Origin of the sequence: Paenibacillus pectinilyticus, assembly GCF_001700435.1 — a bacterium.
GTDB classification, from domain to species: domain Bacteria; phylum Bacillota; class Bacilli; order Paenibacillales; family NBRC-103111; genus Paenibacillus_E; species Paenibacillus_E pectinilyticus.
Map to the genome: position 1 here is coordinate 1,033,994 of NZ_LYPC01000027.1, position 15,413 is coordinate 1,049,406.

The 15,413-nt window shown below is 42.9% G+C and carries 15 protein-coding genes; 10 read left to right on the forward strand and 5 right to left on the reverse strand.

Annotated features, from left to right (window positions below):
* Positions 1–25: 25 nt before the first annotated feature.
* Together A8709_RS26140 and A8709_RS26145 are read right to left on the reverse strand one after the other, a co-directional pair.
* Complete coding sequence (locus A8709_RS26140; protein ID WP_065856655.1) at positions 26–2,119, reverse strand: LTA synthase family protein; 2,094 nt, start codon at positions 2,117–2,119, stop codon at positions 26–28.
* 81 nt (positions 2,120–2,200) lie between these two features.
* Positions 2,201–2,842 carry a DsbA family oxidoreductase gene (locus A8709_RS26145; protein ID WP_065856656.1) on the reverse strand — a complete coding sequence of 214 codons (642 nt, stop codon included), beginning with the start codon at positions 2,840–2,842 and terminating at the stop codon, positions 2,201–2,203.
* Between the two features lie 1,195 nt (positions 2,843–4,037).
* Between A8709_RS26145 and A8709_RS26150 the strand changes: the two genes are divergently transcribed.
* The 8 genes from A8709_RS26150 to A8709_RS26180 all read left to right on the forward strand — a co-directional run bounded on the left by A8709_RS26150 (position 4,038) and on the right by A8709_RS26180 (position 11,374).
* Positions 4,038–4,712, forward strand: a complete 675-nt coding sequence (locus tag A8709_RS26150) for a transposase (RefSeq protein WP_065856658.1) — start codon at positions 4,038–4,040, stop codon at positions 4,710–4,712.
* A 104-nt stretch (positions 4,713–4,816) separates the two neighbouring features.
* Positions 4,817–5,041, forward strand: a complete 225-nt coding sequence (gene yidD, locus A8709_RS33825; RefSeq protein ID WP_084225450.1) for a membrane protein insertion efficiency factor YidD — start codon at positions 4,817–4,819, stop codon at positions 5,039–5,041.
* Positions 5,042–5,436: 395 nt separating this feature from the next.
* Positions 5,437–7,440 carry a methionine--tRNA ligase gene (gene metG, locus A8709_RS26155; RefSeq protein WP_084225451.1) on the forward strand — a complete coding sequence of 668 codons (2,004 nt, stop codon included), beginning with the start codon at positions 5,437–5,439 and terminating at the stop codon, positions 7,438–7,440.
* Positions 7,441–7,557: 117 nt separating this feature from the next.
* On the forward strand, positions 7,558–7,965 hold the full coding sequence (locus A8709_RS26160) for a hypothetical protein (RefSeq protein WP_065856662.1): 408 nt from the start codon (positions 7,558–7,560) through the stop codon (positions 7,963–7,965).
* Between the two features lie 146 nt (positions 7,966–8,111).
* Positions 8,112–9,026, forward strand: coding sequence for a metal ABC transporter substrate-binding protein (locus tag A8709_RS26165; protein WP_065856664.1), 915 nt, complete (start codon positions 8,112–8,114; stop codon positions 9,024–9,026).
* A gap of 37 nt (positions 9,027–9,063) precedes the next feature.
* Complete coding sequence (locus A8709_RS26170) at positions 9,064–9,843, forward strand: metal ABC transporter ATP-binding protein (protein ID WP_065856666.1); 780 nt, start codon at positions 9,064–9,066, stop codon at positions 9,841–9,843.
* A 12-nt stretch (positions 9,844–9,855) separates the two neighbouring features.
* Positions 9,856–10,656 (forward strand): metal ABC transporter permease, encoded by an 801-nt coding sequence (locus tag A8709_RS26175; RefSeq protein ID WP_065856668.1) that lies wholly within the window; start codon positions 9,856–9,858, stop codon positions 10,654–10,656.
* Between the two features lie 4 nt (positions 10,657–10,660).
* Positions 10,661–11,374, forward strand: coding sequence for a cytochrome c biogenesis CcdA family protein (locus A8709_RS26180; protein WP_065856670.1), 714 nt, complete (start codon positions 10,661–10,663; stop codon positions 11,372–11,374).
* Here A8709_RS26180 and splB read toward each other — a convergent pair.
* Positions 11,371–12,432 carry a spore photoproduct lyase gene (splB, locus tag A8709_RS26185; protein WP_065856671.1) on the reverse strand — a complete coding sequence of 354 codons (1,062 nt, stop codon included), beginning with the start codon at positions 12,430–12,432 and terminating at the stop codon, positions 11,371–11,373. The two genes, A8709_RS26180 and splB, sit on opposite strands and share 4 nt — an antisense overlap.
* 158 nt (positions 12,433–12,590) lie before the next feature.
* On the opposite strand from splB, the gene mntR reads away from it, so the two are divergent.
* Positions 12,591–13,016, forward strand: a complete 426-nt coding sequence (mntR, locus tag A8709_RS26190) for a transcriptional regulator MntR (RefSeq protein WP_065856673.1) — start codon at positions 12,591–12,593, stop codon at positions 13,014–13,016.
* Positions 13,017–13,149: 133 nt separating this feature from the next.
* Positions 13,150–14,124, forward strand: a complete 975-nt coding sequence (locus tag A8709_RS26195) for a patatin-like phospholipase family protein (protein WP_065856675.1) — start codon at positions 13,150–13,152, stop codon at positions 14,122–14,124.
* Here A8709_RS26195 and A8709_RS26200 read toward each other — a convergent pair.
* Positions 14,121–14,381 (reverse strand): hypothetical protein, encoded by a 261-nt coding sequence (locus A8709_RS26200; RefSeq protein ID WP_065856677.1) that lies wholly within the window; start codon positions 14,379–14,381, stop codon positions 14,121–14,123. The genes A8709_RS26195 and A8709_RS26200 overlap by 4 nt on opposite strands.
* Entirely contained in the window at positions 14,378–15,268 is an 891-nt protein-coding gene (locus A8709_RS26205; protein ID WP_065857394.1) for a DUF1385 domain-containing protein, read from the reverse strand. Before A8709_RS26205 ends, A8709_RS26200 begins: the two co-directional genes overlap by 4 nt.
* Positions 15,269–15,413: the final 145 nt, after the last annotated feature.

Sequence of the window (15,413 nt, forward strand, 5' to 3'; positions counted from 1 at the left end):
TCATCCTATTCATAGGGGGCTTTTGTCATGACGAAGGCATCGGATAAAGGTTGGATTGCCCGATTTTCATCTTTTTATCATCATATACACGCACTTCGATCTGATGCGTTTTTCCTGGTTCAAGCTTTGGATTTGCAGCTAGATCAACATAAAGCGTATCCTTGCCATCGAAATTCGATTTGAATTCATTCCCATCAATGTACACATTACAAGAGGAGAAGAACGGAGTGCCTGTGACCAAAATCTTATTGTCAGCAAGTGCAACCTTAGAGATCACCGGATCACCATATCCGAGTAAATAGGAAGGTTGAACGATGGTATCTTTGTACCCTTTTGCCTCATAGCCATAGCGTCCGCCAAAAAGGTTGTCATACTGCATCTTCTCATAGCCAGTCAGATCGCTTTCCTTAATATTGTACTTCGACCACATATCTTGAGGAGGAATAACCGGTATTTTTTTGGACAACTCATACAAATAGTCCGTGTAATAACTGCCCTTTACACCAGCCTCATGAAGTAACAAAGGGCCTAAGAAAGAAGGACTCGATGTCAGATTCAACTGCTCTTGATCGGCTGGTAAGAAGTTGTTCCAGATCAAAAATGGCGTAGAATGTGTCTTCACATACAAATCAGGATCATTGGGAAGCACATACTTGGCATCGCGATACACTTTATAATCATCTTCAAAGAAAGGGAAATGATCACCGAAAAATAAGATAATCGTAGGTTCCGCTTTTTTTGTGTAATAATCCACAAGAGACTGAAGTGCTTGATCCGTAGCCGTGATTCCCTGGGCGTAAGTTTCCAGAATACTTTTAGACTCAGCAGAAATATCCCCAGTGACTTCAATCGTATTTTTACTGAACTTATTAGGACCATAAGGGTGATGATTTTCCATCGTATTGGCAAAAACAAAGTCAGGGCCAGGACTTTTCTCAGTTTCCTCGATAATCTTGTTCACGACCGCATGGTCGGCATAGTTCGGACCAGAGAAATCATTTGGGAAATATTCACTTGAGATAAAATGTGAAAATCCGAAATGCTTGTACACCTTCCTGCTATCGAAGAAGTAGCTGAAAAAAGGATTAATTGCCGTAGCCGTATACCCTTGGCGGGTCGTAATACTTGCTAAAGAATCTACACCATGATTCATATATTCGATGTACGGGATAATTTTGTCAGGCGATTTCCCGAAAAAGCGCATCGAATTCCCCGACAGAACCTCAAATTCAACGTTGGCAGTACTCCCACCAAATTGCGGAGATAACATCTTGCCACTCGTAAATTTCTTCTGCAATTCATGCAAATGAGGGATAGGATCGCGGCTGAAAGTAACATTTTTCATCTCAGTTGCATCAAAAAAAGATTCGCCTAGCATCACGATAATATTCGGCTTTTTATTACTAGCTGCAGGCTTATCAGGAATCTGATTCAAAAGGGTGGTAATTGCTTTTTTACTGTATCCATCTGGCTTAGCGACGTTAAGATAATTAAGCATCTGAACTGAGGAGTACAAGTACCCATTATCATCATAGGTGATTGTTTGGTCCCAAGGAACCGTGTACATCCCATATAAATTTGTGAATGAAATGGGCTTATCCAGATACAAGCTAGTTGCCATTACAATAGCAATGACCCCATAGACACTACGCTCAATCCAGTTAAATCGTAGCTTCCGCTTCCTTAAGATAAGGTGAAACAGACAAGCAACTATAATTAGAAAAAGTGCGGTATAAACGATTATGCTGCTGTTCAAATAACCGCGGAGAAATTTCTTGTATTCCATAAGTTGATTGTTAAAATAGAGATCCCATGGATAATATGGCGAACCGATCGCCTTCAATTTACTACCGCTAATTGCACCGAGTGGCAGTAGAATGACGCAGAGGATCCAGAAGGAAATGCGGCTTCGACCTGTGACGGCAATGAGAAACAAGTACAAAGTTCCAACAACGAAGTAAGCGAGCAACATGGCTAACGGGTGATCGGCAAACCAATGGTGAAACTCTTTGTAAGAGCCTCGATCCAAATATTCCACCATGCACATCAAAACAAACGGAAGAATTACAATCATCACACGGGTGGGTAGGTGCTTTAAAGCTTTGAGTAAAGTAGTCATTCGTCAAACTCCTATTTATCATCTTATTAAAACCCGACATTCTCCCTTATGAAGAAGTGCCGGGCTTCAATTCAAGTTCGTTCAAGCTTCGTCATGACCTTCCGCACTAATTTGCTGAAGTGCTTGCAGAAACGTAGCTGCCGGTTGAGCGCCTGTTAACGCATATTTCCGGTTAATGACGAAAAAAGGAACACCAGTAACGCCAGCCTGACTAGCAAAAGACAGATCATCCTCGACCTGCTCTAAGCCTTGCTTTGTGTCTAGAAGATTCTGTGTTTGATCACGATCCATTCCGAGCTCTTCCGCAAAATCAAGTAAAACCCCGACATTACCAATATCTTTCCCGTCTTCAAAATAGCCTTTAAATAAGCTATCAACTAGCTGTTTTTTGATTGTTTCCGGTGCAATGGCAATGAGCTGGTGAGCCTTTAACGTATTCGGCATTCGCTCAACTCGAGCAAAATCAAAATGCAATCCCGAGGCCTGTCCAGCCTGCGTAACTTGCTGCAGCATGCCTTGTAGCTTGCTTTCATCCGCACGAAACTTATTTCGCATCAGCGCTTCAAAAGGCTCACCTTCCACAGGTGTCGAAGGATCAAGCTGATAAGCGCGATAGTGGACCTCTACAGGCTCTGTTGTAAAATCATTCAAGGCATCCATCAAATTCTTCTTGCCGATGCGACACCACGGACATACTAGATCTTGAAATATCTCAATTATCATCACGAAGGAACCCCTTTTAATATATAGTAACCCTTGCTACTTCCCAATTAATAAAATCTATAAATGCTCTCCATCCAACATTATATCGCAAACCTGCGCGTTGTCACTAAAAAGTAGTGCGGCTTTTATTACGTAAACTCGAACACGTACTTGAGCCTACAGAACTAGCCTTCATTACTTCCCAGTACGCTTGGATCGTAACTCACGATCCGTAGAAATTATACAAAAAAACTGTACCTCTCAGTCTATATCAATTCAAGACTTCAACTAAGGACTTGAGTTTCCGGTAGGTCAACCATGTACAACTTGTAGTATGCAACAATACTTAACCCAACTCCGGATTCCATCCAAGCACCCTTTATCACTTTACCTCGAGCGTTATAAGCGCCTAATTTCTCACAACGGTACCCAAACTCGAGTCATGCATCACTTCATCTATTAACCTCTGCTACTCATATGTGTATTCCCTTCACTTCACACAATAGCAAGGGGCCCTTGGATAAGCTCTTAATTCTGAGGTATATACAATAATAGAATGCGAAATATTTCAATAATTGATTGAAATGAGTTCGACTTCCTTTTATAGAAGGTATCTTGCTTGTACTACACTGGTAAAGTTCACAAATTGCCCTTTGCCTCATGGTAGCTAGATGGTTTATTTATTATTATTTTCTGAGCTATATGCAAGAATAGTCATCTGACTCAACTACAAACAAGTATAGTTCTCATGTATGAAGATGATATGAATTCTAATAAATAACATACAAACAACCCAGACAACCAGAGAACCCAGAGAACCCAGAGAACAGAGAACCGAGAGAACCCAGAGAACCCAGAGAACCCAGAGAACAGAACCCAGAGAACAGAACCCAGAGAACAGAACCCAGAGAACAGAACCCAGAGAACAGAACCCAGAGAACCCAGACAACGCAGACAACGCAGGCAACCCGGAGAACTCAGAGAATCCAGACAACAGAGACAACCCAGTTAACCCAAACAACCCAAACAACCTAGACCCCCAGGCACCCCAGATAACACCTAAACAACTCCTTGTAGATACAACAGAATTTCTCCTTTTAAATAGATGGCTCTCAGAGGATAGGAGGAAAATGGTAAATTTTAAATTTTTGTATACAAAGGAACACTTGTTTGGTATAATTGAATAGAACATAAGTTCTGGTTGAGGAGAGAGGAAATGAAATTTGAATCCATCGCTATCGATGCGTCTAAATGTCTAACAGAAGAGGCTTGTGAAGATTTTTTGATGAATTTGCGCTGGGCTCAAGGTTTTCATTGTCCTCGCTGTGATCATCATGAAGCTTTCCGAATTCGTACACGTAGATTGCTGGAATGCAAAGAATGCAGGATGCAAGTTTCCCTTACAGCGGGCACGATTATTCATAACTCTAAACTTCCTTTATTAACTTGGTTTCGGGCATTAACGATGTTATTTGAGCGTGGATCAGAAATTACAGCTTACGGGTTATCGGAACTATTACATATTAATTATAGAAGTGCAAAGCTTATGCTTCAGAAAATTTGTTTAGTCTTTAAAGTCGAAGAAAGTAGGCTGAAAGCTTTTAAGAAATTGAAAAAATCCTACGCTGAAGCGCGGAAACAGAAAGAAGGTCCCGTTAAATCAACAGTTAAAAGGGAGTTTAGAAGAACACCTTTGAATGCAGAAATTGATATGCTAGATACTAGCAGCGGGATCAAGGATATGTCCTCGAAAGAATGCCGGACGTATTTAAGTAATCTATTTTCTGAGACTTTCGCGGGTTTTGATAGGTTATTTTGCTTGCGCAGTCCTTTGAGATATTTTGTATCTATACATTTATACAGGAAGTTTTTGAAGTGCTTCCAACTGTGAATAAGGACTTCACTTGTACTATTTGACCTGATGTTCATTTTCAGGCAAGATGGATAGTAAGAGTTTTACGTTACTATTGATGAATTGTACAAGGGAGGTTGCTGATGAAAAGGGCTCTTCAAGCACCTATCCATTTTTATCGGAGGTTTATTTCGCCACTGAAGCCACCAACTTGCCGTTTCTATCCTACGTGTTCGCAATATGCGTTAGAGGCTTTAGAAGTACACGGGCCAATGAAAGGCTCATGGCTTTCTGTGAAACGAATTTGTAAATGTCATCCTTTTCATCCCGGTGGCGTGGATCATGTACCGGCAAAGCGGATAAATTAGTTGATAACGATCCGTCTGCTTGACATGCGACTATTTTTTTCGATATATTGTGCTTAAAGATGATATTGTTGATTTCGATGAACGGATAAGTACAATCGGATGCCTATGAACAGAGAGCCGGGACAGGTGAAAGCCGGTATAGGAGAATGTTTGGAATATGGTCCCGGAGAATAGACCTTCAAGCTTTTCACTTTGTTTGTGCGCAGGTGCAAACATGGCGAAGAGTAAGCTGGTCTCGTGTCCCAGCGTTAATGGGCAAGTCGTTATAGACTTACTGAGCCCCGAGCTTGTGAAAGGCGGGGGAACCTGGGTGGTACCGCGTGAGTTCAGCTCTCGTCCCAAGATGGATGAGGGTTTTTTGTGTTTTCTACTATTCCCTATTGGAGGAACGAATGATGTCCGAACAATCAAAGACGTTTTATATTACAACTCCGATTTATTATCCTAGTGATAAGCTGCATATTGGGCACGCTTACTCTACTGTGGCTGGAGACGCGATGGCGCGCTACAAAAGGCTGCAGGGCTTTGATGTTAGATATTTAACAGGTACAGATGAACATGGGCAAAAGATCGAGCGCAAAGCCCAAGAAAAAGGAACGACACCACAGGAATTCGTAGACACGATTGTTTCAGGCATCAAAGAACTATGGGCGAAGTTGGATATTTCTTATGATGATTTTATTCGGACGACGGAAGAGCGTCATAAGGATGCAGTTTCTAAGATTTTTCAACGTCTGCTAGATCAAGGAGATATTTACTTAGGTGAATATGAAGGATGGTATTGTATTCCGGATGAATCTTTTTTCCTTGAGAGTAAGTTAGTAGATGGGAAATGTCCAGATTGCGGGCGTCCTGTTGAGAAAATGAAGGAACAAACTTACTTCTTCAAGATGAGCAAGTATGCGGATCGTCTTGTGCAATATTACGAGGAAAACCCTGAGTTTATCCAACCAGAATCTCGTAAAAATGAAATGTTGAATAACTTTATTAAACCGGGGCTTGAAGATTTGGCCGTGTCCAGAACAACATTTGATTGGGGAATTAAGGTTCCAGGAGATCCTAAGCATGTCATTTATGTGTGGATTGATGCACTTTCGAATTACATTACGGCTCTTGGGTATGGATCCGACGATGAAACGATTTTCAAAAAGTATTGGCCAGCGGATGTTCATTTAATGAGCAAAGAAATTGTACGTTTCCATACAATTTATTGGCCAATTATGTTGATGGCGCTAGATTTACCATTGCCTCGTAAAGTATTTGCACACGGTTGGCTGCTCATGAAAGACGGCAAAATGTCCAAATCTAAAGGGAATGTAGTTGATCCGGTTACACTCATTGACAGATATGGCCTTGATGCTTTGCGTTATTACCTCATGCGTGAAGTTCCTTTTGGAGCAGATGGCACCTTTACGCCTGAGAGCTTCGTTGAGCGTGTGAACCATGACCTTGCAAATGATTTGGGCAATCTATTGAACCGTACCATTGTGATGATTGATAAATATTTCGCAGGAGCCATTCCTTCATATATTCCTGGCGCTACCGAGTTTGACGAGAGTCTCTTGGAGACGGTGAGTACAACTGTTGCGAAATATGAAGAAGCGATGGAGAAAATGGAGTTTTCCATTGCACTTTCCGCGGTATGGCAACTGATTAGCCGTACGAATAAATACATCGATGAAACACAACCATGGTCGATGGTAAAAGATGAAGCCAAACGCGAGACGTTAGGCTCTGTGATGTACGTGCTGGCAGAGTCCCAGCGCATTTCATCCGTTCTGCTTCGTCCATTCTTGACGAAGACGCCGGAACTGATCTGGACACAGCTAGGCTTAGCTGCTGAAGACCTGCCTCGCTTGACTGCATGGGAAAGCGTACAATCCTTCGGGCACCTCCCTTCGGGCACAAAGGTGCAAAAGGGCGAGCCAATGTTCCCGAGGCTCGACGTGGCTGCAGAAGTCGCCTACATCGTCGAGGCGATGAGCGGTGGCGCGGCAACTAGCGCCGACGAGCCACAAGGGGCAGCGACACCTGCGAAGGTCGCTGCTGAAGCAGTGCCCGTGCCGGAGCCCAAAGAAGAAATCGGTATCGACGATTTCGGCAAAGTGGAGCTCCGCGTCGCGCAAGTCATATCGGCTGAGCCAGTCAAAGGTGCCGATAAACTTCTTAAGCTGCAGCTGGATCTTGGCTACGAGCAGCGTCAGGTCGTTTCGGGCATAGCGAAGTTTTATACGCCAGCCGACTTAGTAGGACGCAAAGTGATTTGCGTCACGAATTTGAAGCCTGCCAAGCTGCGCGGCGAGCTGTCGCAAGGTATGATTCTCGCCGCTTCACATGGCGATCAGTTGACACTTGCAACGGTTCCGGATTCCATGCCGAACGGTGCAATCGTGAAATAATAACGTCAAATCAACAGACCCCATTCCGGAATTTTTCCAGGGATGGGGTTTTGACGTTGGGGGGTATTTTCGCTAACATGGGGCAAGATAAAGGAAACTAACCACGGAGTGAGTGCGATGTTTCTACAGCGATTAGTAAAAGTAATAGCCATTTCGATATTGATCCTCACTTTGACGGCTTGTTCGTTGTTCGGTGGGGGAGCGAAGAAAAAGGAAGAGGCTAAGAAAGAAGCAGAGTCCAAAGATAAAGAAAGTGTGATTGATCAAGAATTAAAAAAACAATATCAGATGTACAATGAAGTTCTCAAATACCAGCAAGAACAGGAAGTTAAGCTTTTCAAAGAGTCGGAAGAACGCTACAAAAAGCTAAAAGAAGAAAACGATAAAGAAACGAAGGCGGATGAAGAAAAGAAAGACACGCAAGATTCCAAAGGCAGCAAAAGTAAAGAAGGATCTAAAGATTCTTCTGGGTCTGAAGATTCTGGTGGTTCTAGTGAAGGAAAATCAGATGACTCCAGTGAATAGAAGTTCCAAAAACAAATGGCCAAGCTGTGAAATTTGCAGCTGGCTTTTTTGGATTTTATCCATAGATATATTGACTTCGAATTGGTCTACTCGTATAATCAAAAACGTTAATAAAAAAAATTACGATTAAAGTTGGTGTGTGATCGATGAATAGACATGCTAAGCGTTTTATGTACATAGGTTTAATGATGATTGCTGCTCTATTTCTCAGTGGCTGTGCAAGTTCGAAGCCGGGACTCGTAGATGGCAAAGTGAATGTGGTTACTAGCTTTTATCCCTTATATGATTTTACAAAGCAAATTGGTGGCGACTATGTAAATGTGATTAATCTCGTACCAGCTGGGGTTGAACCACACGACTGGTCACCGAAAAGTAGAGATATTAAGAACATGTCGGGAGCGGAAGTATTTGTCTATCAAGGTGCTGGCTTTGAAGGTTGGGTTAAAGATTTTTTAGGAAGTCTATCTAGCAAATCAACCCTACGTGTTGTTGAAGCTAGTCAAGGGGCAGATTTAATTACCACAGATGATAATAAAGAAGAATTTGACCCTCATGCGTGGCTTAGCCCGTTAAATGCAGAGAAAATGGCTAATAATATTAAAACGGCCTTAATTGCAGCTGATCCCGCCCATAAAGATGCTTTCGAGCAAAACTATCAGAACTATGCTTCTCAATTAGCGGATTTGGATGCCCGTTACAAAAAAGAACTTTCTCAGACGAGCAAAAAAGAAATTGCAGTATCTCACCATGCTTTTGCATATCTATGTAGAGACTATGGCTTGACTCAGATGTCGATTATGGGGCTATCTCCCGATGCAGAGCCAACGGCGCAGGACTTAAAGAAAATAAATACATTCATTAAAGACCATCAGTTAAAGTATATTTTCTTTGAAGAATTGGTATCGGATAAATTGGCTAAGACCTTAGCCAAAGATGCTAAAGTAGACACGTTAGTATTGAATCCGCTTGAGGGATTGTCTAAGGCTCAAGAAGATGCCGGTGAAAACTATATTACGATTATGGACAAAAATTTAAAAAATCTGGTTCTCGCGTTACAATAGAAGTGAAAGACCATTTCTGAAAGTCAGGGGTAAGAGGATGGAGACTATTAATAACATATTGTGCCATCAGAAGATCATATCGATCGATGATATTTCATTTTCGTATGAGAATAAAGCGGTCATTCATAACCTCCAATTTGATATACTCGAACGTGATTTTGTTGGAGTCATTGGTTCGAACGGTGCGGGCAAAACGACGCTGCTCAAAATGCTAGTAGGCTTACTGAAGCCTACTAGCGGTGAGATCCGATTGTTTGATCGGCCGTTGAGTCAATTCAAAGACTGGGAGCGTATTGGCTACGTCCCGCAAAAAAATGCCTTCAATCCTTTGTTCCCTGCTACGGTTAGGGAAATCGTGCTCTCAGGCATGTACACCAAAAAGAAGGTGTATCGCCGGTTGTCCAAAGCCGAACTGCAAAAAGCAGAAGACGCGATGCTAGCGATGCGCATCGAGGATCTTGCTGATCGCCGTATTGGCCAGCTTTCGGGGGGACAACAGCAACGCGCGTTCTTAGCGCGCGCGATCGTCAACAACCCGGAGTTGCTCATTTTAGATGAGCCAACAGTCGGCATCGATGCCGAAACGCAGATCGGTTTCTTCCGAATGATCAAACATATGCACCAACATCATCATATGACTTTTATTATGGTTTCACATGATATGGATATGATTCAGTCCTATCTAGGAACAGAGCCACAGCAGGTTAGCGGCGGCATTAAGTTTTATGTCAAACATACCCATGATCCCGAAGATTGCCGTGAGACGAATTTAACACACTCGCTAGGCCAAATTCGAGAGATGATCGGAGTTCAGTAAGGAGCGGGGATTTTGGACATTTTTACAGAGTACTTTTTTCAGCGTGCATTAATTGGTGGGATATTGATCGGGCTAACAGCGCCATTGATGGGCGTTTTTCTTGTTTTGCGTCGGTTATCGATGATTGGGGATACGCTCGCACATGTGTCGATTGCAGGTGTCGCGCTTGGATTCTTGATTAACGTATATCCGCTCGGCGTAGGGCTCGTATTTGCCTTGCTCGCTTCTTTTGCCATAGAACGTTTGCGTAAGGCCTATAAGACCTATGCAGAGCTCTCCATAGCTATTATTATGTCTGGGGGAGTTGCTCTCGCTACGCTGCTTTTCACATTGGGCAAAGGGTTCAATATGAACGTCATGAGTTATCTATTCGGAAGTATTTATACATTGGATTCCACAGACTTATGGGTGGTTCTAATCGTTTGTGTACTTGTCATTGGCGTCATCGCATTTCATTTCAAAGAATTTTTTCTTATGTTTTTTGATGAGGACGCAGCGAGTGTAAGTGGACTTCCTTTGAAGTTTTATAATATGATGATTACGATGCTGACTGCGTTAGTGATTTCTGTTGCTATCAAAATTGTTGGTGCCTTGTTAGTATCATCTCTGTTAACAATTCCAGTCGCATGCAGCTTGTTAATTGCTCGCAGCTTTAAACATTCGGTCTTCTTGGCGATTCTGTTCTCGGAAATTGCGGTTATTGTCGGCTTAGTGGTTGCGGGGATCTGGGATTTGGCACCGGGTGGAACAGTTGTGCTTAGCCTTATCGCTATCTTGATCGGGATTATTTTAAAAAGAGGATTGAGGATATAAAATCATGGATTCTGTCAATTTATGGATCGCCCTCTGGGCGGGAATCGCTTCATTCATTTCACCTTGCTGTTTGCCTTTATACCCATCATTTCTATCCTACATAACAGGGATTTCGGTAAGTGAACTGAAATCGGGAAGAACATCAGCGCAAGTTCGACGTCAAACCATGCTGCATACGTTAAGCTTCATCGTTGGTTTTTCCATCATTTTTTATGCTTTAGGATTAACGGCTGGCTTCTTAGGTAATTTCTTTATTGACTACCGCGACTTGCTCAGACAAATCGCCGCACTTTTAATTTTTGTAATGGGATTATTCTTACTCGGCATCTTCCAGCCGCAATGGCTCATGAAAGAGCGTAAATTGAACATTAAATTTCGCCCAGCAGGCTATGTGGGCTCTATTTTTGTCGGCATGGGCTTCGCGGCAGGCTGGTCCCCATGTGTGGGACCTATCTTGTCAGCAATCCTTGCATTAGCAGCCACAGAACCTGGGACTTGGTTCAAACTTACGACTTCTTACTCGTTAGGCTTTGCGATTCCCTTCTTCGTTCTTTCCTTTTTTATCGGTTCAACCAAATGGATCCTACGGTATTCAAGCTCCATCATGAAAATTGGCGGAGGATTGATGATTGTGATTGCGATTTTACTCTACACGGGTAAAATGACTCAGATCACGCTTTGGCTGAACACGATAACGCCGGATTTCTTGAAATTTTAAGTGAAATATTCGATTTTGGCTTGAGGGAATTTCTCGAAAATACGTTCCGTAATGAATTCCCTCAACGCGGTCGCTTGGTCATCTTTATAGACATACTTACCTTTCCCATACTTGCCCCATTTGTATTTGCGTTTTTCTTCATCCATTTCGAGCTTCGTTTTGGGATAACGCTTTTCAATGATGTTTTTAGCCGTTTTCGTGAAACGATGCTGAATCATTTCGAATGTTAAATCTTGCGTTGCTTCAGGTGGAAGCGCATTGTGGAGCTTCTCCAGCAACGTAGCATAACCGTCTTCCCAACCCTCATGCCAAATGATTGGAGCAATGATAAAGCCAAGCGGATATCCCGCCTTGGCTACTTTGCCTGCCGCTTCGATCCTCTCGTGAAATCGTGAGGTGCCGGGTTCGAAATTTTTGATCACATAATCCGCATTTACACTGAAACGGAAGCGGGTATGTTTGTTATGTTTGGCATCCAATAAGGGTTCCACGTGATGGTACTTCGTTACAAACCGCAAACGGCCATGCTCTTGCTCACCCATGAACTCGATTAATTGTTTCAGCGAACCGGAGATATGTTCCAGTCCGACCGGATCAGAAGTACAAGCCGCTTCGAAGCGTGTAATCTCGGGTTCACGTTCGGCAATGTAACGCTGGGCAGCGCCTAGAATATCGTCGATGTTCACATAGACACGAATGTAAGGCTTGGCTCCCATTGTGGTTTGTAAATAACAGTAATGGCAATGCCCCATACAGCCCGTAGCAATCGGGATCGCATATTCGGCGGAAGGCTTGGACGTTTCGAATTTCAACGTTTTTCGGATTCCGACAACGAGGGTTCTTTTGGCAATCCGATATTTATCCAACTCTGTTTCACCAGGTAAATCACGGATTTGATTGTGAGAGGTTGTCATATGAATCTCAAAGCCTTCTTGCTGCGCCCACTTATAAATTTGCTGGCCTTTGGGATAATTCAATGAATCTGGTTCAAAATATACGAGCTCAGGCACGAAGACTGTCGTGCTGGGTACAGGCCTTGAAAGTAATTCAGTTGACATAAGAGCCTCCTTAACATTACGTGATGATAATCTATTATTTTATTGTGCCAAAGTGAGGGCTTAAGGAATCATGGGAGATTTGACCGCATCTGGGTTGATGGATTATGATAGGAAAGCAGTAAAAGCAAGAAATTCGTACAGCAGGGGGAAATAAAGCAATGGCTACGCCAAGTATGGAAGATTATTTGGAGAGAATATACAAGCTTATTGATGAGAAAGGCTACGCTCGTGTTTCCGACATTGCTGAAGGGCTTGAAGTGCATCCCTCTTCCGTGACTAAAATGATTCAAAAATTAGATAAAGACAACTATTTAATCTATGAAAAATATCGCGGTTTAATCCTAACGCCCAAGGGCAAGAAGATGGGCAAGCGGTTAATGGATCGGCATGAGCTGCTTGAAAACTTTCTGACGACGATTGGTGTCCATGAGGACAATATATATAAGGATGTCGAAGGCATAGAACACCATTTGAGCTGGGACTCCATTACCTGTATTGAAACTTTATTGGAATATTTCCGCAGAGACCCGAGTCGCGCAGACGAACTTATGAATGTACGTAAAGAGTTAGAATCAGAGAGCTAGGGCAGAGACCGATTTTCGGTGCTCTGTCTTTTTTTTTTGCTCAGTAAGACCATAGGAATAGAAACAAACTCCCCCAGCATACATACCTATGAAGCCCTGCGAAGTGGCGTACGTGCAGGAAGGGGGGCAGTTTATGAAAATAAATGGTGTGTTTGAAGGCGGCGGGGTAAAAGGGATTGCATTGGCTGGAGGGGTTAGCGCAGCCCAAGATGAGGGATACACCTTTCACGAGGTCGCGGGTACAAGCTCTGGTTCGATTGTAGCGGCTTTTTTGGCCGCGGGATATACCGGGCATGAAATGCGAGAACTAATTCTCAGAGCGCCTTTCAAATCGTTTATGCAACGTTCTCCAATCTATAACATGAAGATCATTGGACCCGCGGCGCGTTTACTGATTAAGAAAGGTCTTTATTCTGGCGAAGCTCTGGAGCATTGGGTCAATCAACAACTAGCGGCCAAAGGGATCCGCACGTTTGGTGATTTGCAACCGAATCATTTACGAATTATTGCTTCGGATATCACCCAAGGCAAACTGCTGGTATTGCCCAACGATATTGCCCAGTACGGGATGGATCCGAGCAAATTGTCAATTGCCAAAGCTGTGCGAATGAGCACAAGCATACCCTATTTCTTCGATCCGGTTCGAATTCGGCGTAATATAAAAAGCTCCGAGAAGGCTAAGCCATTCTCAGAGCAGTTTAATTATATCGTTGATGGCGGGTTGCTAAGCAACTTTCCACTTTGGGTGTTTGATAAGGAGATGCCGAGAGAGAAGCTTATTCCCGTCATTGGCTTTCAACTCGTCGGTAAAAGCGATACACCAACTCATACGATTCGAGGCCCGATTACGATGCTTGAAGCTCTCTTTAGTACGATGCTAAGTGCGCATGATGAGAGATACATCGAGCAGAAGAATCGATTCCGAACGGTCAAAATCCCAACGTTAGGCGTTGGCAATACGCAATTTAATATTTCCAAAGAATTAAGCATGTCGCTGTATGAATCAGGCTTCCTGGCTTCCAAAGCTTACTTCAAGAGCTGGTCAGCCAGTGTCTATGAAGAAAATTATGAGAAATTCGTCATGCGACCACCGGCGAAGGTTACTTAATGGTATTTTGGAAAATCATCTTTATCCGCGTCTTTGGTTCCATTAATGACACGAAACTTAGCATTTTTGGTGGTCTTACCTCTTACAGATCCCCGGCCATTTGAAGGCTTTTTCCAACGGGAAGGGGGGTATTTGTAAAGTAGAAAAATGGTCCCCAGCACAAGAATAGGAATGAATAATGCTCGTAAACTAACGATCAAGCCTATGGCAATTAATATTCCTATGGCAATCTCAATCGGAGAAAACCTTCTTCTCATTCCCGTCCCTCCATAATTCGTTTTTCCGCTTCAAGCATGCGGTTAAAGGATGCGATGGACACCTCGACTTGTCTGTCTTCCGGTTCTTTGGTCGTTAGCAATTGTAACCACAGTCCTGGATAGCCTAAATAACGAAGAACAGGTACTTCACGAAGTGAATTGGTGAAACGCAAAACTTCATAAGAAACGCCGATGACTAGAGGTAATAAAATTAAACGTTGAACAATACGCTCGACGTACCCGTCATAGTGAAGGAACGAATACATCACGATCCCGACTAACACCGTAAACACGATAAAACTACTGCCGCAACGATAATGAAGCGTATTGAATTTCTGTACATTACTTACCGTTAAGTCCATACCCGCTTCATAGGCGCTGATGACTTTATGCTCTGCCCCATGGTATTGAAACAATCTGCGAATCATGGGCGTGAGTGAAATGAAATAAATATAGCCCACCAGCAAAATGATTTTGATGACACCTTCTATAAGATTATGAAGAATTTGATTGCTAAATACATTTTGAAACAAAAACTGTTCAATAATAGCAGGAACTAAGGTGAAAATAAATTTCCCGAACAGAAATGAAATGACACCGACGACTGCGACGCCGAGAACCATTGATATGTTGGAGAAAATACCTTGTTTTTCTTCTTTCTTGGTTGTGTCGTCTTCGCCTTCTTGCTCTGCAAACGACTCAGCCGAGAAATTAAGGTGCTGAGCACCTTTGGCACTAGACTCAATAATACCTACAATCCCGCGAATGAAAGGGATTTTCTTAAGTGCCTGAACCCAAGGAATCACTTTCTTTGGTACTTCTAAAAAATCAAGGGAACCATCTTTTTTACGCACAGCGGTTACATGCACATTTCTTCCTGCGAACATGACGCCTTCAATGACGGCTTGTCCTCCGTATATACTGTTTTGTTCTGCCACAAGATTCACCTTCTCATCTTTCTCGAATTCGGTTATTTACTTTCTTATTGTAACGGATTCAAGGGTTGAATGCTACCGATTGCGACAGAACATA